Raw genomic sequence first — 19,452 nt, forward strand, 5'->3', positions numbered from 1 at the left:
GTCGACGCCGAGTCGGCCAGGCGCCGCAGCGCTGCACGACCGATCGGACAGCGCGACAGCGCCCGCCCGGGGACCCCCGGGACCCGCGGCCCGGTCGGACGGTCGGCGTTCCAGACCGTGCCGAGCGCCGCCAGAGCGCTCACGCGCTCAGGGTGGTCCCGGTCCAGACCCTGAGCGATGGTGCCGCCGAGCGCCTGACCGACCAGCGCCGCACGGTCCATGCCGAGCTCGTCCATGACCGCCAGCACGTCCCGTTCGAGCACCTCGGCGCTCGGGGCCGTCGCGCTCGGACGCGAGCGTCCATGCCCGCGAAGATCCGGCACGGCAACCCTGAAACCGGCGTCGACGAGGGGCATCACCTGGTCGTCGAAAACGGCCCGGTCCATCCCCGCGCCGTGCAGGAGCACCACGGCCGGACCGGCGCCCCAGACCTGGCCCATGAGGGCGCAGCCCTCGACGCGTACCACGAACTGCTCGTCCATCTCGACCCCTTCCCCTAGGGGTCATTCTGCCAGATCTCCTGCGCCGACGCGCGAGCACTCCCGGCACGGCACGGCCACGAGCTCCCCCTGCCTGCAACGGGGACGCGGGTCGTTGGACGCCCGATGATTGCCCCGCTACCTACCGGAGCGTAACTTTGACAGTGGCCCGGGACCCGCTCGCCCGTAGGCGCTGAGGAGGCGCCAGCGCCCGGCGTCTCCGGACCACCGGCCATCAGCACGAAGAAGGACGCAGATGACACCGCCCATCGAGCCCCCCAACACCGATTACGACACCGCCGCCCTGCGCGAGGTCGTCGAGCGCCACTTCACCTGGGCCGCCGGCTTCGAACGCAATGTGCACCGCTACGCGCACCGCACCGCCATGACGGACCTGCCCAGCGGCCGCACCTGGACCTACGCCCAGCTGGGCGCCGATGCCGGCCGTCTTATGGCGGGCCTGGCCGCACGCGGCATCGGCACCGGCGACATCGTCGCCCACCAGCTCCTGAACTGCCCCGAGTTCGCCCTGCTGTACATCGCCGCCCAGGGGCTGCGCGCCGTCAGCTCGCCCATGAACTTCCGGCTGGCCTCGGGCGAGACCGCCTACGCGCTCGACCAGCTGCGCCCGGCCGTCTACGTCTACGACACCAGCCGCTCCGAGCAGACCGCCGAGTCCCTGGCCAAGGCCGACTTCCGGCCCGGGGTGCTGGTCGGCGTGGGCGACGGCGAGCTGCTGCCCGGCGCCATCGGTTTCGAGGAGCTCTGCGCCGAGCGGGCCACCGGCTTCACCGCTCCGGCCGACGGCTCCACCTGGGACGAGACGAGCCGCCTGTTCACCTCGGGCACCACCGGCATGCCGAAGGCCGTGCCGCTGGCCAGCTTCAACGAGGTGCTGACCGCCCACGACGTGATCATGCACCTCCCCGTCAACCCGCACGACCGCACGCTCAACATGTCGCCGTGGTTCCACCGCGGCGGCAACTACTGCGCCGGCCCGAACACGATGTTCTACGTGGGCGGCGAGGTCGTCATCATGCCCAAGTTCGAGGCGGGCGCCGTGCTCGATGCCGTCGAGCGGTACCGGCTCACCTACCTGGTCGGCGCCCCCACGAACCTGGAGCGCCTGGCCGACGCCCAGGAGGCGCGGGCCCGTGACCTGTCGAGCCTGCGCGGCATCGTCACGATGGGCGCCCCGCTCGAGAGGGCCGCAGCGCTGCGCTACCAGCGGGTGCTCACCCCGCGCCTGGGCAACGGTTACGGGGTCACCGAGAGCTTCTGGAACACCTTCCTGCGGCCCTACGACGTCACCGACCTGCCCGGCACGGCGGGCCAGGCCTGCATCGACGACGACGTCGCCGTCGTGCGCGTCCTCGACGACCGCCTCGCCGGGCCCGACGAACTCGCCGCCAAGGACAACACCGAGGTCGGCGAGGTCATCATGCGCTCGGTCAAGGCCGGCTACGCCTACGCCGACAACCCGGCCGAGCAGCGGCGCAAGTTCCGCAACGGCTGGGTCTACTCCGGCGACCTGGCCACCTGGGACGAGGACGAGACCATCACCATCGTCGGACGCAAGGACGACATGATCATCTCCGGCGGCGAGAACGTCCACCCGGTGCAGGTCGAGGAGGCGCTGGCCACTCATCCGGGCGTCGCCGCCGCGGCCGTCACCGGGCTGCCCGACAAGGAGTGGGGCCAGCTGGTGGCCGCCTACGTCGTCCCGCGCCCCGGTTTCTTCGAGGACGGGCAGGCCGCCGCCACCGAGCTCGACCGCTTCTGCAAGGACGACGACGACCTGGCCAACTACAAGCGCCCGCGTCGCTACGCCTTCGTCGACGAGCTGCCGATGACCGCCACCGGCAAGAAGAAGCACTTCGTGCTGAGGGACAAGGCGCCTCAGGACGACGACAACGGCCTCTTCCTCAGGCCCTGAGCCGCCCGGCGAGGAGCGCGGCGCGGACGATCCTCGCCCGATTCCCCCCGGGAGGGGCCCGGTCCCCGACGGCGGGCCTCACTCCTCACTCCTCGGGCGGGCCCGCCTGCCCTCCCCCGCCCCGTTTCCGGTTCGGGAGGCCGGAGCGCCACACGTACGCGACGATGAGCGCCGTGCCCGCGCCCAGCGCCGGCGCCCACCAGGGGAACCCCGCGCTCGCGGGCCGGCCCGCGGCCTCCACGTCCTCGACGGGGGTCGGCTCGACACGCTCACCGGTGACGAGGATGCGGTGGCTGTTGATGCCGAGCGGCGTGCAGGTCACCAGGGTGACGAGGTCGCGGTTCTCGTCGATGCGCAGCGTCTCGGTCTGGGTGGGCTCGACGACCCGGGTGCCGCTCACCTGATAGGTGAGCACCTCGCCGAAGACCTCGATGACGAATCTGTCGCCGACCTTCACCTTGTCCAGGTTGGTGAACATCTCGGCCTGCGCCAGACCGCGGTGCCCGGTGATCACCGCGTGGGTGCCCACGCCCCCGACGGGTAGCGAGGTGCCCTCCAAGTGGCCGAGGCCCCTGAGCAGGGTCTCGTCGGAGGTACCGTGGTAGACGGGCAGGTCGAGGTCGATCGAGCCGATCTTCAGCCGCGCCATCAGGCCGCTGGAATCGGCGGTGAGCATGGAGTCGTAGTCCAGCGACTCATCGGCGCCGCTGCCGTCCCCGGTGGGAACGTTCGAGCCCGCCTCGAACAGGGCACCGGCGTTGAGGGACTCGTTGTAGGCCCGGGCCCGGGCCAGCTGCTCGGCCGCGTCGGGCTCGGCGTTCGCCACCTCGTCAGCATAATCGGTGACGACTTTCGACTGGTTGTACCGGGAGATCCAGCTGGCGACCGTCGGGTAGGCGAAGACCAGCATGCCGACGAAGGCGAGCAGCGCGGCGAGCAGCGCGAACGGGGACAGGTGCCACCTCCGCCGGTCCTCGCCGCCGGACTGCCGTCCCCTGCGAGTACGAGTCATGGTGCGGTCATGCCCCCCGATCATGGATGCGGTGGGGAGGACGGGCCTCCCCACCGCATCACCGTTCTTCTCCCGGCCGGTCATCGACCGGTCGGGTCACCGGTCTCAGGCGCTCGCCGCGTTCCTGCGGGAACGGACGATCACGGTGGACGCGGCCGCGAGGATCAGGATGGCGCCGATGACCATCATGAGCACCCGGCCCTGCGCACCGGTCAGCGGCAGCCCGGGGACGGCCTGCTTGCTGTTCTGGATGGTGGTGTCGTAGGTGCCACTGGTGGTCGTGCCGGTTCTGACCGTCACGGCGGTGTCCGTGTTGCTCGGGAGGACGAAGCCCGCCGGTGAGGCGGTCTCGACGAGCACGTAGCAGCGCTGGGTGGCGTTGGTCGAGTCGTGCACCGAATCGGAGACGAACAGGCCCGCGATGTCCACGACGCCGCTGGAGTCGGACGTGAACGAGGTCTGGCCGCTCACCGAGAGGGGGTCGCCGGCCCTGGTGGCCGAGGAGCAGTCGGCGGCGTAGGGATCGGCCGCGTCGTACACTTGGAAGGTGGCACCGGCCAGGCCCGTGCTGGTGCTGTTGGCATCGACCTTCTGCACCGTGAGGTCGCCCCAGTTGGTGGTCACCGTGGGAGTGGTCGGCGGGTCCTCCGGCACCGGCGGGTTGTCCGTCGGGGTGTCCGGCTCGCTGCCGTACTGGGTGTCGGTGAGGAGTTGGGCGGTGTTGTTGATGACGCCGTCGCCCACCGAGGTCACGGTGCCCCGGAAGGTGGCCACGACCTGCTTGCCGAGGTTGTTCTTGAGCGTGATGAGACCGCTCTTGGTGAACTTCACCGTAAGGGTGTTGCCGTCGGTCGTGACGGTGTAGTCGGTGCCCTCCGTCAGCACGCTGCCGTCGAGCGTCACCTGCGAGACGGTGACATCGCTGAAGCGGGCGTCCATCGCGTCCCTGATCTGGAAGTACTTGAAGTACGCGGCATCGTCCAGGGTCGGCACGGTGGTGGTCACCGGGAAGGAGACGACCGAGCCGAGGCCGTGCTGCGACTGCTCCTCGACGGTCTTGGACAGGGAGACCTCGGTGTTCTTCGGGTAGACGTTGACGTCGTACAGCCACATGCCGTTCCCGGCGGCGTCCGGGTAGGGGATGGTCACGACGAAGGGCTTCGCCTTCTGGACGATGTTGGCCGGCGCCGAGGTCTCGCACACCAGGTAGGCCCTCACGCTCAGGCTCCCGATGGTGGCGACGCCGCCGTTCGCCGTGGTGGCGCTCCCGGCCGAGGAGCCCAGGGTCTGCCCGGTCAGGGTCGGTGCGCTCGGGTCGGCGCAGGAGCTGTCGGGCACGTCGAGCCCGGACAGGGTGTCCCAGGCGCTGGACTGCGACAGGTCGAGACTGGTGATCGGGTAAGCGGCGAAGGTCACCCCGTCGACTGTCTGGCCGCCCTCGGTGCCCGTGCCGGCGGCGTTGCCCTGGGTGGCGTCACCGTTGAGGTGCTTGTGAATGATGATCGAGCCGGTGGCGTTCTGGTCGATGTTGCCGTACGAGGGGTCGGCGCCGGCCACGCCGGCGCCGCCGAACAGGCCGGACAGACTCAGTGCCACGACCCCGACAGCGGCAGCAAGGCGCCTCCCGGCGGGGTGAGTGTTCGTGTCCATTGAATTCGACTTTCTCTTGAGGCCGACCGGACCATCCGGTACGACGCGAAGGTGTGAATCGTTGACCGGGACATCCGTCATCCCGCTCCAGCTGAACCACGCGGAGTCCTCGTCGGCCCCCGGGCCGGCCCGGTCCTCGTGCCGGCAGCCGGTAGGACACCGCCGAGGGGGCGGCCTCCCACCGCACCGGGCAGGGCGCGCGCCGGCACCCGGTCCGCATGGTTCCTCATCCGTGTTCCGTCCTTCCGGGGACTGGTCCGTTCAGGGCTCCTGCCGGCGGGGCCCCCACCGGGAGCAGATCAGCCCTTAGGGGTAACAGGTTACATGAATTATTAATCACCTCCAAGTCAGGGTCCTCCGTGGTTCCGGGCCGGACCGCAGTCCGTCAGTCGGCCATGGCGCCGCCTGGACGGACCCCGCCGGCCCTCCGGGGAGCCGCCGGCGGGGGATCCTCGCGCCCGCCGGTTCAGCCCCGGGCGCTCATCCGGGCACGGCGTCTGCGGACGGCCACGGTCATTGCGCCGACGCCCAGCAGGGCCCCGCCGATGAGGAGGAAGAGCTGCGCGCTGCGCCCGCCCGTGAGGGGGACGACCAGCGGGCCGTGCATCTCATTGGTGAAGCTGCCCAGGTCGATCGTCGTGCCGGCATTGGCGGCCTCGATCCGCACCGCGTGCACGTCCTCGGACAGGACGTAGCCGGCGGGCGCCGACCTCTCCTTCAGCTCGTAGCCGCCCCAGTCGAGGCCCTCGACCAGGAAGGCGCCGGCGGCGGGGTCCTTGTCGGGCCCGGTGCAGTCATCGGCGGAGTCGGCGCTGCAGTCCTCGACGGTCATCGCCGCGCCCGCCGGATCGATGGGTTCGAGGGTCCACGCCGACCCGCCGAGTGCGGAGCCGTCCGCCGCGGTCTTGGCCCACCTCACCGCAGCGTCCTTGCGCTCGTCGGGCACCGCCGAGTCCGGTCTCGCCGTCAGCGACGAGTCGTTCACGGTGAGGACGTAGGTGTTCGGGTTGAGCTCGTAGCCCTCCGGCGCGGACTTCTCCCGCAGCGTGTACTGCCCCCACATCAGGCCGGTCACCGTGAGCGACCCCTTCCCGGGATCGGTGTCGAGGCCCGTGCAGGAGGCGGCGTCATCGGCCACGCAGTCCTCGACCTCGGTGCCGCCGGGGTGGCTGGGGCCGGTGAGCGTCCACACGGTGCCGCCCAGCGGCTGCTCATCGGCGGCGTCGACCTTGGCCCACGAGGCGCTGCCCTGGCTTGCGGCGTTGGTGAAGGTGCAGGTCACCCGGTCGTAGCCGGTCAGTTCGAACGCGGCTCCGCCGTCGGTGCCGCTGGTCGTCAGCTGCTGCCCGTCGGAGTTCGCGCACACGGTGCTGCTCAGCTCGTAGGCCTGGGCGCGGGAGTCGCCGGAGGACTCGGCGACCGTGTACCGCCCCTGTGCGACGACGACCTCGTCCGTGCTGCCCTGGCCGGACAGCACGTCCTGGCCGCCGGTTGCCGCTGTCAGGCTCCAGGACTCGGGCGCGAGGCTCTGCTCGTCGGCCGCCTGCGCGGCGTCGACCTCCTTCACCAGGCGCAGGGTGGGCACGCGCACGTCCACGGCGTAGTCCTCGACCTCGCCGGTGCGGGTGTTGCCGGTGGCCGTCAGCGTGCCGGCGTCGTTCGTGATGCGCACGCGCATGTAGCTCGTGGCGTTCTCGTCCGCCACGGAGCGGACCACGTCATCGGGCACGGTCCAGCTCAGCGTCGCCCTCCCGGACGAGGGGCAGGACTGCTCGTCGCTCTTCTCGGTGGACTCGTCGAATCGGCCGTCGCGGTTCCAGTCGACCCAGCCGGCGAGCCTGCCGGGGCCCGTGCAGGAGACCTCCTGCGCGTACCGCGCCCCCGGCTGGGTCCTGATGCCGTCGGCCGGTGGTGTCACGCCGTCCTCGTCGTCGATCCCGCTGAGATCGTCCCCGTCCGCGCCCGCGGAGAACTTCTGGTCGCCCTCGCTGTCGATACTGGCGCCCAGCCGGGTGTCGGCGGCGCTCATGGTGGCCCGGTCCACGCTGAAGGCGTCGGTGGTGCGGGTGATCTGACCGCCGGTCCAGGTCGGCTGGAACAGCGAGCTGGCGCGGCCGTACGAGGCCGGGGCGTCGCCGAAGTCGGTGCCGACGACCAGGCCCAGGGCGACGGCGCTGTAGCCGCGGCCCTGCATGGAGATGCGGGCCTGGGTGCTGCCCTGCATGAAGAGCACGGCGTCGGGGCCGCCGATGCCCTCGGGGGTCCTGTACCTGCCGCCGTTCTGGTAGACGCACTCCTCGCCGGTGGGGATCAGCTGCACGGTGTTGCCGCCGTCGGAGACGACGGCCTGGGTGGTGACGGGGCAGTTGGGGTCCTTGTAGGTGTCCAGGACGCGCCAGCTGGTGCCGGAGCCCTGGGTCGCGGTGGCCTGCACCCACTCGTCGCGGTAGCCCCTGGGACTGTGGGCGCTCGAGGCCTCGGCATCGGCGAGCACCAACCCGCTCAGCGGCACCTCCTGGCCGTTGAGCGACGCCGAGCACTGCATGTCGAAGCTCATCCTCGACCCGTAGCCGATACCGGAATTGCCGTTGTCGGCGAAGCCGTTGGACAGGCCGATGACCATCCGGTTGTCGTTGACGTAGTTGGTCGGATAGACCTGATTGCCGCTCCTGGCGATCTGGCCGTTCTCCCAGTGGCCGGAGCCGCCCACGTTGTACAGATTGTCGAGCGCGTCGCCGGCCCACTTGCCCGGTACGGTGGCGACGAGCGGAGCCCGTCTCACCGCCGGCGCGTCGCCGTTGGCCTGCCCCTCGTTATCGGTGACGAGACCCGACAGGGTGCACGTCGTGGTGAGTTTCAGGGTCTGCTCGTCGTCGAGATAGCGGTAGTTCGTGACCGTTCGCGTGGAGGGCCCGAACTGGTCGCCGTAGCCGAGCACCGTGTTGTCCTCGGCATTGGCGGCTAGCGGATAGTCGCTCCACTGGAGCCACTGGATCGCGTCCTTGAACCTGCCGTCACCGCCGGTGGCGTACACGGCGGGCAGCTCGGTGTCGGGAGCGGCGGCGGCCGGCGGGGCGGCGCTCACCATGCCGAGCAGGGTCGACGCCGCGCAGACGCCCGCCATCGCCGTCCGCACGCGGCCTCTCAGGCCCGTCCTCGTGCTGCTGGGGAGGCTCATCGCGGACCGGTCCCCTCAGGACGGCCCCGACCCGGCACCGCTGGCACCGCTCGCCCCCGGGGAGGGCCCGGGAGCGCCCGGGACGGGGGGCACGGCAGTGCCGGGCGTCTACGGGCTGCATCGAGAGGCAGTGTCATGAGAAGTCCTCAATCAGGGGTAACCACGGGGTGCACGTGTTCGCAGGGCTGTCGAACCCTTGGGCTGAAAAGATTACATTAATCATCAATTATCAGCAAATCAGGGTCGGCTGAGGGTTCTGGGCCGGCGCGTCGGGCTCGGAACCGGCGCCCGGACGTCCTGCGTCGGCGCGTGGAGCATTCGGCCCGGGAGGGGCGGCGGTGCGGCGACGGCCGTGCGTGGATCATGACGATGTCGTCCACCTGCTCCCTGGACACGGCGATGGCGCCGGAGGTCGCCAGGGACCGCTCGGGGGCATGCCATCGGCGGTGGAGTGGGGCGCACCGGCACCAGCGGATCCCGGGACCAGCGGTCCATGTTCCGGGGGGTGGTTCCCCCGCCATCGGATCCTGTGAGATACTCGCTGCGCTCACCCCTAATGGAGCACTACACACCCCCGAGGAGTTTCCCGTCATCATGAAGAAGTTGATCCCCCCTGCTCTCGTGTGCGCGGCGACCGCGCTGTTCATCCCCGCCAACGCCTACGCGTGCTCCAACGGCTGCGGCCCGTCGGACACCGGGGCCTCCCAGCTCGACGTGGCCGATCACCCGAGTACCCAGGTCGACACCACGGCCGCGCAGAAGGAGGCCGACCGCGCCAGGAGCTTCCTGGACGCCGGCGCGGTCCTGAGCCAGGAGGACAGCGACTGCTTCCTGAGCAAGGTCCTCCAGGGCCAGTACTACGACCAGGGCAGTCGCACCATCCGCACCGACAGCAGCGCCCGGGTGGACCAGAGCACCGAGCTCGAGCAGTTCTCCGGCACCAGCCGGTTCCAGGCCTCGGAGTTCTCCGCCTGGCTCTACGAGCACGAGGACACCTGGTGGGCCGGCGGCTCGCAGGACTACCAGGTGGGCGACGTGCTGTCCTTCTCCGAACAGGGCGCCACGAGGAGCCAGGGCAGCACCGAGTTCTTCGCCGCTGTCAGGGTGGTGGCCGTCTACGTCGGCAACGGCAGGGTCGTCTACTGCTCCGGCGAGGGTACAGACACCCGGATCCACGAACAGAGCATCACCGTCCTGCAAACCGAACTGAACCTGTCCATCACCCTCGTGTCACGCCCCTGCGACAAGAACACCACGCCAAGCCAGTCCTCGAGCAGCACGCCCTCGAACAGCCGGCCCGACCAGAGCACAGGCCCGTCCGCCACGGATTCGGCCACGCCGAGCCCCTCGCCCACCATGAGCAGCCAGGCCCCGGAGGAGCAGTCCCCGTCCATGGCGGCTCCTTCGCAGGACAGTGACACGGCGACCCCCTCCGAGTCCACCAGCGCGGCACCCTCGTCCACCAGCTCCTCGGCCTCGTCCACCCGTCCCGGCAGCCTGCCGAAGACCGGTGGGGGCGCCGCCCTGTCGGCCGTCGGCGCTGCGGCCCTGCTCGCCGGGGCCGGCGGCTCGATCCTGGCCAGGCGCCGCCGCGACCGCGTCTAAGACGCGGTCTGACGCGCAGGGCCCCTCGCGGCCCGGAGATCCACCCGCCCCGCGGTCCTGAGGCTCTGCTCCTGCCGGAGCCCCCAGGGCCGTGGGGCGACCCCCTCCTTCGGCCCGTACCGGCCGTTCAGATCATGCCCAGGGCCTGGCCCATGAGGACGGCCGAGGCCCGGTCGTGGACGCCCAGGCGCTTGTACATCTGCTTGGCCGTGGAGCGGATCGTCTCCTTGCCCAGGCCGAGGTCGGCGGCGATACGGCCGAGCGTCTTGCCCTCTGCCAGGCCCTGCAGCACATCGGTCTGGCGCGGCGTGAGGCGGATGACGCCGGCGGACGGCCAGCCCGTCGATCCGTCCACGCGCAGGCCCACGAGGCCGTCATAGGGCCTTCCGATGAAGTCGACGATCGGTCTGCGCGCAACATCGGGCAGCAGGGCCACCGCGCCGAGCACGTCGGACCAGTCGTACAGGCGCAGGATCATGCCGGTCATGTCGTTCGGATCGGAGCCGAAGACCGCGGCGCCGAGTTTGAGACCATAGGCGATCATGCGCCAGCGACTCGTCGTCGTCGACATCGCCAGAACGCGGTCGACGAGGGTGTTCACCGTCTCGGAATGGCCCTGGACGAGCTCGACCGAGGCACGGATGACCAGCGCCATCTCGGATGGGATCAGTCCGTCCTCGAGCCGGCGCTGAGCCTCGTACAGGCGGCCCTCGCGCGCATCGATCATGGCCAGCGTGGCGTGCAGCGGCCACCACTCGAGGGGCTGGAGGTCGCTCCAGCGGGCGCGCCCGAGGAAGGCCTGCAGCCACTGGTAGGCCGGCAGCGTGCCTCGGTCCACGAGCAGTGCCCACCCCTCGGCCTCGACCTGGAGCGGGGCGAACTGGGCGTTCGGCGAGATCTCCGCGCTCGACAGGCCATTGGCGTTCCAGTCGTTGCTGTAGCGGGTGGCGATGCGGATGAGCTGTTCGGGCAGCTCGTCGCGGGCGCCGCAGACGGCGACCAGCCGCCCGTACTCCTCGATGTAGGCGCGGGCCTGCTCGTGCAGGGCCGTCTTGCCCGAGAGCATCGCGTTGCGGGCCGCCATGCCGAGCGCCAGGGCCGGGTAGCAGACGACGCCGATCCTGTTCTGCGCGCAGATGCTGGCGGCCATGCCCAGGCAGGCCTGGGCATCGGACAGCAGCGCGGCGAAGATCATGCCATCGGCCATGCCCATGAGGCAGAGCGCCAGGACGGCGGCGTCGTCCGTGGAGCGGGCGTCCGGATGGCGGCGGCGGATACGGGCATCCAGGTGCTTGGAGGCGCACTCGGTGAGGACGTTCTCCGCCGCCAGGACGAAGCGCCGCACGTCCTCGACCGAGTCGGGGCGCACGGCGCTCAGGCCGAGCATGAGCTGCCCGCGCAGTCTCTTGATCAGCGGGTAGGCGGACTCCTCGTCCTCGCCGTCGACGAGGTACATCAACTCGAGCCACGGCATGGGCAGGAACGGCGGGCCGGACCTCCAGGTGCCCTGCAGGAACTCGCGCGCGTAGGCGATGTGCGTCCACATGGCCGGGACCCGGTCGCCCCAGGCCTCGGCCAGGCCGAGACGCTCGTTGGAGGCGAAGGTGGCCAGGATGTGCATCGAGGAGGCCAGCACCCTGTCGAGCGAGGACCAGTCGCGGATCATCGTCAGAGTGCAGACCCGCACCGCGTCGGGTATGGGCATGGCGAGATCGGCCATGGCCGTCCTCATCCGGCGCCGCCAGACGCGGACCGGGCCGATAGGATCGGTCAGCATCCTGTCGACGAGCTGCATCGCGAGCATCACCGGGAAACCGGGCTCGCCGGTGCCGGGGCGGGTGATCGCGCCGTTCAGGCGGGCCTCGCGCACCTCGGCCGCCGTGACCCGGCGGTCCAGGATGTGCGAGGAGATCACGACCATCATCGCCTCGGAGACGAAGTACGCCCAGGCGTGCAGAAGGACGAGCGGTTCGGCGGCCAGGCCGGGATAGGCGCGCTCGGCCCAGGCGGCGGCCGCATCAGCGGAACGGCCGGGTTCGGGGCGGGCGCCCGGACGCATCCACTGCTGGGTGAGGTCTCGGCCGCCGGCCGCGTCGAGATCGGCGGCGAAGGCCTCGAGGAGCGCGGGGACGCCGCCGGTCACGCGCAGCACGCGGAAACTCCAGGCGCCGTCGGCGGCCCGCTCCGGACTGAGCTCCTTGAGGGTCTCCGAGTCGATGACGAGCGAGCTGGAACCGAGCACGACGTCGAACAGCCCATCGGGGTCGGTGACGGGCCTGCTGTCGACGGCCGCAGCCACGACGATCGAGTGCTGCGGGGCGAGGGCGCGGTCCGCGTCCTGCGCGACGGCTCGGAGCAGCTCGTCCAGCTGCTCGTCGAGACCGTGCCACTCCACGAGCAGTGGACGGGCCCGGTCCCTGAGCGCTCCCTCGAGGGATTCGACGTCGGCGATGGTGCGCACCTCGATGACGGTGCGGGAGGCGGGGTCCTCGACCTGCTTCAGCGCCTGGCGCGTGGTCTCGATCGGATAGAACTCCTGTGGCGCGAAGACGACCGCGCGGTCGATCATGCTGAGGGACACCGCGAGCCGGGACGCCAGAGCACCGATGACGTCGGCATGCTTCATGACTCGCCCAAACCTTCCTACGGTCTTCCGCTGTTGAGAGGCACCGCCGTACCGAACGGCGGCGGGGAGCCGATTGCGGCCACAGGGGGTGCTGCCGCAGGATCCCCGTTCCCAAGGCGATGAGGGGTGCCCGGGTCCCGGCGAACGGACGTTCACGGAATCTTCTTCTGTCACCCGGCCTGCTGGACGATGCTCCTCTGCAGGACCAGTGTCGTTCCGAGTCACTAGGGGTGTGTGAATCGACCGCAGGAGGTTGTGTGTCGCAGGACACTTTAGCCTGTTTCAAGGTGCGTTGCCCCGCCCCGACGCGTGGCACGGATGAGAAACGCAAATTCTTGAGCACTCGTGGATGACTTGGCCCATGACCGGAACCGGGCGGTCCCGCAGCCCCGCCGGGGCGGGTCGCGACCGGCCCGCACCCGTGGCCCCGCGGCATGCACTCGTGGACAGGAGGAGGAATGAGCACCGCCTCCGCGGGGCATGCCGGTCCTGCGGCCCCGCGAGCGGGGCCCACCGGGGCAATGCCGCCGATTTGAGCCGGATGCCCGCCGTGCTGTATATTGCGGGTTCGGCGTCGCACACGGCTGCGCCGATGGGCCTATAGCTCAGTTGGTCAGAGCGCGTCCCTGATAAGGACGAGGTCACTGGTTCAAGTCCAGTTAGGCCCACCCGGCCGGGACGGACGGTCTCCCTGCCGCGATTCCGGAGCCGTGGCGAATGGGCCGTCGGGGGTCATCATGGCCTCTTCCCCCGCCACCGCGTCAGTCCTCCGCGAGTGTGACCTCCAAGCCTCCGATGACGTTGGCGGCCAGGTTGTACAGGAAGCTCAGCAGCGTGCAGACGGCGGTGATGAACACGACGTTCAGCACGGCCACGATGGCGGTGAAGCCGAGCACGCGCCACTGGCTGACGTAGTTCGACAGCTCGAGGCCCGAGCCCGAGGAACTGCCGATCAGGGCCGTCAGGGCCTCCTGGGCCTGGTCGAGAGCGCCGGACAGGGCGATGATGCCCCAGAGGACCCAGACCGCGATGAACAGGATGATGCCCGCTGCGATCGAGAACAGGAACGAGGTCTTCATCACCGACCACGGGTCGAAACGCGCGATGCGCAGCCGAGCCTTGCGCGTGGGGCGGCGGACATTCCTGTCGGCCCCCGTCAGCTTCACGCCGACGCCGCCCACGGAAGCATCCACGGGCTGGCGCTGCATGATGCGCGTCCTGTCCGGGTCGTTGTCAACGGCCTTCGCCTTGGCCTCCGCCATTGGTCCTCCTGCATGCCTGCTCGTGCTCGTTCCCCCCGGGCACCCGGTGCCAGCCTCTCACACCCTGGTGTGCCCAGGCTGTCAGCCCCGGCCGGCACCGGCGATGCCGTCGCCGTCCCGCCCGGTCCCTCCGACGAGCGCGGCTTCGCCATCGGCGAACCCGGCGCCCTCGTCCTCGGCGGGTTCCTCCCGCTCCGGGTTCAGGGCGATCGCGATGACTTCGTCCTTGCCGCGCACGCCGATGAACTTGACGCCCATCGTGTCGCGGCCGGTCGGGTTCACCTCGGCCACTGCCGAGCGCGTCACCTGGCCGGAGGCCTTGATGGCGATGATCTCGTCGCTCTCGCAGACGACCAGGCCGCCGACCAATCGGCCGCGGTCGTCGTCCATGCGCATGGCCTTGACCCCGAGACCGCCGCGATTCTGCACCCGGTAGTCGCCCACCGGGGTGCGCTTGGCGTAGCCGCCGTCGGTAACGGTGAAGACGAACAGCTCGTCGTCGCCGGTGCCGGCCGGGACGACGCCCAGCGACAGCAGCTCGTCGCCGTCGCGGAAGCGCATGCCCGTCACGCCCGAGGTGGTGCGGCCCATCGGACGCAGCTGCTCGTCGGTGGCGTGGAATCGCAGGGCCTGGGCCCGCCGGGAGACGAGCATGACGTCGTCGTCGGCGTTGACCAGCTCGGCGCCGATCAGCTCGTCGTCCTCGTCGCGGAAGTTCACGGCGATGAGGCCGGCCTGGCGCGGCGAGTCGTAGGCGCCCAACGAGGTCTTCTTGACCAGGCCCTTGCGGGTGGCCAGGACGAGGTACTCGGCGTCCTCGTAGCCGCGCAGCGCCAACACCCGGGCGATCCTCTCGCCGGGCAGGAAGCTGAGCAGTCCGGCCACGTGGCCGCCCTTGGCGTCCCGGCCGCCCTCGGGCAGTTGCCAGGTCTTGATGCGGTAGACGCGGCCCGTGTTCGTGAAGAACAGGATCCACCGGTGGTTCGTCGTGGCGAACAGGTGCTGCACCTCGTCATCGGCGCGCAGTGACGCGCCGCGCACGCCGCGGCCGCCGCGGCGCTGCGGCCGGTACTGGTCGGTCCGGGTGCGCTTGGCGTAGCCGCCACGGGTGATCGTGACGACCATGCCGTCGTCGGGGATGAAATCCTCCTCGCTGAAGTCGCCCTCGGCGGCGATGATCTGCGTGCGGCGCTCGTCCCCGTACTTGTTGACGATCTCGCCGAGCTCGGTGGCGATGATCTCGCGCTGACGGTCCCTGCTGGCGAGAATCGCCCTCAGATCGGCGATGAGGGCCTCCAGCTCGGCCAGTTTGTCGAGGATCTTCTGGCGTTCCAGGGCCGCCAGGCGGCGCAGCTGCATGTTGAGGATGGCCGCCGCCTGGATCTCGTCGATCCCGAGCAGCTCCTGCAGGCCCTGATTGGCGACCTCGGAGTTGGGCGAGCGGCGGATGAGCGCGATGACCTCGTCGAGCATGTCGAGGGCCTTGGCCAGACCGCGGTAGATGTGCGCCTCCTTCTCGGCCTGGTTCAGCTGGTACCGGGTGCGGCGCTCGATGACCTGGAGCTGGTGGTCGACCCAGTAGCGGATGAACTGGTCCAGGCGCAGCGTGCGCGGCACGTTGTCGACCAGGGCGAGCATGTTGCAGCCGAAGGTGTCCTGCAGCTGCGTGTGCTTGTAGAGGTTGTTCATCACCACGCGCGGCTGGGCGTCGCGCTTGAGGACGATGACCAGGCGCTGGCCGGTCCGCGTCGAGGTGTCGTCGCGGATGTCGGCGATGCCGCTGACACGGCCGGAGTTCACCAGGTCGGCGATCTTCTGGGCCAGGTTGTCGGGGTTGCACATGTACGGCAGCTCGGTGACGACCAGCTGCGTACGGCCCTTGGCGTCCTCCTCGACGTTGATGACCGCGCGCATGGTGACCGACCCGCGACCGGTGCGGTAGGCGTCCTCGATGCCCTTGCGGCCCACGATGAGCGCGCCGCCGGGGAGGTCGGGCCCCTTGATGCGGGCCATCGAGGCCCCGAGCAGCTCCTCGTCGCCGGCCTCGGGGTTGGCCAGGAACCACTGGACGGCCTCGTTGACCTCGCGCAGATTGTGCGTGGGAATGTTCGTGGCCATGCCCACGGCAATACCGGTGGAGCCGTTGACGAGCAGATTCGGGAAGCGCGACGGCAGGACGGTGGGCTCGGTGTCGCGGTTGTCGTAGTTGGGCTGGAAGTCGACCGTGTCCTGGTCGATGTCGCGCACCATCTCCATGGCCAGGGGGGCCATGCGGCACTCGGTGTAGCGCATGGCGGCCGCACCGTCGTTGCCCGGGGAGCCGAAGTTCCCCTGGCCGTTGACGAGCGTGTAGCGCATGGCCCACGGCTGCGCCAGCCGGACGAGCGTGTCGTAGATGGCCGAGTCGCCGTGCGGATGGTACTTGCCCATGACGTCGCCGACGACGCGCGAGCACTTGTTCCAACCCCGGTCGGGACGGTAGCCCCCGTCGTACATCGTGTAGATGACGCGGCGGTGCACGGGCTTGAGGCCGTCGCGCACATCGGGCAGGGCGCGCTCGACGATGACGCTCATCGCGTAGTCGAGGAAGGCGTTCTGGATCTCGCCCTTGAGCTCGACGGTCTCGATCGTGCCCTTGCCGGGCCCGATCAGTTCATCCTTGCCACCGTTGTTGGCGTTGTTCGTGGTTTCGCTCATCGTTCTTCCTTGCTCGCGGGGATCGTGCGTGACCGGTGCCGGCCGGGGGTCACGCGTCGATGAAGCGGACGTCCTTGGCGTTGCGCTGGATGAAGCGGCGGCGCTGGCCGACGTCCTCCCCCATGAGGATCTGGAACATCTGATCGGCCTGGGCGGCGTCGTCGATGCTCACCTGGAGCAGGATGCGATTGTCGGGATCCATGGTGGTGGACCACAGGTCCTGGGCGTCCATCTCGCCGAGGCCCTTGTAACGCTGGATCGGGTTGACGTTCGGCAGTTTCTTGCCGACCGCCAGGCCCGCGTCGCGCAGGGCGTCGCGCTCGGCGTCGGTGTAGGCCAGCTCGTGGGGCGAGTTCGTCCAGCGCAGGCGGAACAGCGGCGGCTGCGCCAGGTAGACGTAGCCGCCCTCGATGAGGGCCGGCATGAACCGGAACAGCAGAGTGAGCAGCAGGGTGCGGATGTGCGCGCCGTCGACGTCGGCATCGGCCATCAGGACGATCTTGTGGTACCGCAGCTTGTTGATGTCGAACTCCTCGTGCACGCCGGTGCCGAGGGCGTTGATGATGGCCTCGATGGTGTCCGACTGCAGGGCGCGGTCGATGCGGGCCTTCTCGACGTTCAGGATCTTGCCGCGCAACGGGAGGATCGCCTGGGTGCGCGGATTGCGGCCGCCCTTGGCCGAACCGCCCGCCGAGTCGCCCTCGACGATGAAGATCTCGCACTCGGCGGGCTCATTGCTGGAACAATCGGCGAGCTTGCCGGGCAGCGCGCTGGAACCGAGCAGGCCCTTGCGGCTGCGGGCCATGTCGCGCGCCTTGCGGGCGGCGACGCGGGCACTGGCGGCGGCCTGCGCCTTGCGGACGATCTCCCTGCCCTCGGCCGGGTTGCGCTCCATCCAGTCGCCGAGCCGCTCGTTGACGGCGCGCTGGACGAAACCGCGTGCCTCGGTATTGCCGAGCTTGGTCTTCGTCTGGCCCTCGAACTGGGGTTCGATGAGCTTGACCGAGACGATGGCCGTCAGGCCCTCGCGGATGTCGTCGTTGGAGACGCGGTCCTCGCGCTTCTTGATGAGACCCCAGGCCTCGCCCCATTTGTTGATCGTAGTGGTCAGCGCGGTGCGGAAGCCCTCCTCATGGGTGCCGCCCTCCTGGGTGTTGATGGCGTTCGCGAAGGTGTGCAGGCTCGTGGTGTAGCCGGTGTTCCACTGCATGGCCACCTCGACCCCCATGCCGAGCCCGGTCGAGTGGACCTCGACGTCGATGACCGGCGAGAGGGCCTCGCGGCTGCCGTTGAGATAGCCGACGTAGTCGACCAGGCCGCGATCGAACCTGAAGATCTCGTGCAGCTGGGAGCCGTCCTCGTCGACGTGGCCGGTGCGCAGGTCGGCGATCTCGATCTGCAGGCCCTTGTTGAGGAAGGCCATCTCGCGGAAACGCGTTGCCAGGGTCTCAAAACTGAAGTTGGTGGTCTCGAAGATCTCGGCGCTCGGGTAGAAGGTGATCGTCGTGCCGGTGGCCTCGGAGTCCTCGAGCCGCCTGACGGGCCCGGCGGGCACGCCGAGCTCGTAGTCCTGCGCCCAGTGGGAGCCGTCCCGGTAGACATCGGCGCGGAAGCGCCCGGACAGGGCGTTGACCACCGAGGAGCCGACGCCGTGCAGACCGCCGGAGACCTTGTAGCCCCCGCCGCCGAACTTCCCGCCGGCGTGCAGGACGGTGAGCACCAGGGTCAGCGAGCTGATGTGCTCGACCGGGTGCTCGTCCACCGGGATGCCGCGGCCGTCGTCGATGACGCGGCAGCCGCCGTTCTCGAGGAGCTCGACCTTGATGGTCGAGCAGTAGCCGGCCAGGGCCTCGTCCACCGCGTTGTCGACGATCTCGTAGACGAGGTGGTGCAGGCCGCGCTCGCCGGTGGAGCCGATGTACATGCCGGGACGCTTGCGAACGGCCTCGAGACCCTCGAGGACCTGGATCTCGGAGGCGCCGTACCCGCCGTCGACGGGGTCGTCGGATCCTTTGATCAGGGTGATGCCGTCGCCGCCCTCGATGGGAACGAGGTCGACGGTCTGGGGCTCGGCTTCTTCATTCAGCTCTTCGCTCACCGGCTGGTGCTCCTGTCGTCACGGGTGCGCACGGGTGCCACCCAGCGTTTGATCCTACCAGTGGGGGAGGTCCTCTTCGAGCATCACCGGGCCTCGGCGACGGGCGCCTGCCCACTGGAGGCCTCAGAGCGGCCCTCTACGGCGATCGACCCCTCCTCGCGTGTGGGGACACGCGTGCGAGGACCCGCCGGTCTTCCCTTCCGCGAGCATCGCGTCCCTTCCGCGGGCATCGCGCCTTCGCCCCGGCGCCGCGCGGACTGCCTGCGGTGCCCCGCGGGGAGCGCGGCGTTCGCGGACTACCCGTACGTGTCGCGGGGCCCCCGCCCGGGGACGCGGCGGGGGCCGTGATGCCAGCTCGGGGCGCTCGGGCCGCGGACGTCGACGCGGCTGACGGCGCCGTCGCCGAGCCGGCGGTTGAGCTTCGCGACGAGCTGCGGGGCGATCACGCGCAGGGCGCTGGCCCAGGTGCTCGACTCGGCGCGGACGACGAGGACGCCGTCGCGATAGCTCTCGGGCACCGAGTGCTGGGCGTTGGCCGGGCCGACGAGCTCGTCCCAGCGCTGGATGACCAGGTGCAGTCCGATCTGCTTGCGCCAGCCCCTGGCCGCGATGAGATCGTCGACGACCTCCCCGAGCGGTTGCGGGTCGCGGGCGTCGGGATGCGCACCGGAGCGCTGCTCGCCCGTCACGCGGCGGCGACGCCGGCTCCCGTTCCCGGGGCCCAGACGCGCCGGGGGCAGCAGCCCGGACAGGCCATGGGCCACGCGGTCGGCCACGTCGAAGCCCTCGGGGTCGTGGTGGTCCGTCGGATCGGCGCCGGCGGGCGACGACGACCGGCCGCCGTCCCGGCCCGGCCCGGAGGCCGCGCCAAACTCGCCGGAGACCTCCGGGCGCGCAGTGGGCTGCCCG

Annotated in this window: 11 protein-coding genes and 1 tRNA gene; 3 read left to right on the plus strand and 9 right to left on the minus strand. The window is 70.2% G+C overall.

The features are described 5' to 3' along the window. On the minus strand, positions 1-482 hold a 482-nt coding region (locus R2N01_RS07795; protein ID WP_316670090.1), incomplete at its 3' end, for an alpha/beta fold hydrolase. 253 nt (positions 483-735) lie between these two features. On the opposite strand from R2N01_RS07795, the gene R2N01_RS07800 reads away from it, so the two are divergent. Continuing rightward, a complete protein-coding gene (locus tag R2N01_RS07800; protein WP_316670091.1) occupies positions 736-2,415 on the plus strand; it encodes an AMP-binding protein in 1,680 nt (559 codons plus the stop codon). Between the two features lie 85 nt (positions 2,416-2,500). Here R2N01_RS07800 and R2N01_RS07805 read toward each other — a convergent pair whose 3' ends face one another. The 3 genes from R2N01_RS07805 to R2N01_RS07815 form a co-directional block, all read right to left on the minus strand. Next, on the minus strand, positions 2,501-3,427 hold the full coding sequence (locus tag R2N01_RS07805; protein WP_316670093.1) for a class C sortase: 927 nt from the start codon (positions 3,425-3,427) through the stop codon (positions 2,501-2,503). 105 nt (positions 3,428-3,532) lie between these two features. After that, on the minus strand, positions 3,533-5,077 hold the full coding sequence (locus R2N01_RS07810; protein ID WP_316670095.1) for a SpaH/EbpB family LPXTG-anchored major pilin: 1,545 nt from the start codon (positions 5,075-5,077) through the stop codon (positions 3,533-3,535). Positions 5,078-5,543: 466 nt separating this feature from the next. Beyond that, the gene (locus tag R2N01_RS07815) at positions 5,544-8,255 is read right to left on the minus strand and encodes a CshA/CshB family fibrillar adhesin-related protein (RefSeq protein ID WP_316670096.1); all 2,712 of its coding nucleotides are present in this window, start codon (positions 8,253-8,255) and stop codon (positions 5,544-5,546) included. 594 nt (positions 8,256-8,849) lie between these two features. On the opposite strand from R2N01_RS07815, the gene R2N01_RS07820 reads away from it, so the two are divergent. Continuing rightward, positions 8,850-9,860: an LPXTG cell wall anchor domain-containing protein gene (locus tag R2N01_RS07820; RefSeq protein WP_316670098.1), complete on the plus strand. Its 1,011-nt coding sequence runs from the start codon at positions 8,850-8,852 to the stop codon at positions 9,858-9,860. Positions 9,861-9,987: 127 nt separating this feature from the next. On the opposite strand, the gene R2N01_RS07825 is transcribed toward R2N01_RS07820, so the two are convergent. Beyond that, positions 9,988-12,486 (minus strand): helix-turn-helix transcriptional regulator, encoded by a 2,499-nt coding sequence (locus tag R2N01_RS07825; RefSeq protein WP_316670099.1) that lies wholly within the window; start codon positions 12,484-12,486, stop codon positions 9,988-9,990. Positions 12,487-13,080: 594 nt separating this feature from the next. Between R2N01_RS07825 and R2N01_RS07830 the strand changes: the two genes are divergently transcribed. Then, positions 13,081-13,154 (plus strand) — tRNA-Ile (locus R2N01_RS07830). 93 nt (positions 13,155-13,247) lie between these two features. On the opposite strand, the gene R2N01_RS07835 is transcribed toward R2N01_RS07830, so the two are convergent. The 4 genes from R2N01_RS07835 to R2N01_RS07850 form a co-directional block, all read right to left on the minus strand. Next, positions 13,248-13,748 (minus strand): DUF3566 domain-containing protein, encoded by a 501-nt coding sequence (locus R2N01_RS07835; RefSeq protein ID WP_316670101.1) that lies wholly within the window; start codon positions 13,746-13,748, stop codon positions 13,248-13,250. Between the two features lie 81 nt (positions 13,749-13,829). Then, a complete protein-coding gene (gyrA, locus tag R2N01_RS07840) occupies positions 13,830-16,445 on the minus strand; it encodes a DNA gyrase subunit A (protein WP_399553261.1) in 2,616 nt (871 codons plus the stop codon). Positions 16,446-16,494: 49 nt separating this feature from the next. Next, positions 16,495-18,489 carry a DNA topoisomerase (ATP-hydrolyzing) subunit B gene (gene gyrB, locus R2N01_RS07845; RefSeq protein ID WP_316670104.1) on the minus strand — a complete coding sequence of 665 codons (1,995 nt, stop codon included), beginning with the start codon at positions 18,487-18,489 and terminating at the stop codon, positions 16,495-16,497. A 350-nt stretch (positions 18,490-18,839) separates the two neighbouring features. Beyond that, on the minus strand, positions 18,840-19,452 hold a 613-nt coding region (locus R2N01_RS07850; RefSeq protein WP_316670103.1), incomplete at its 5' end, for a DciA family protein.

Source organism: uncultured Propionibacterium sp. (genome assembly GCF_963539965.1).
GTDB lineage: Bacteria > Actinomycetota > Actinomycetes > Propionibacteriales > Propionibacteriaceae > Propionibacterium.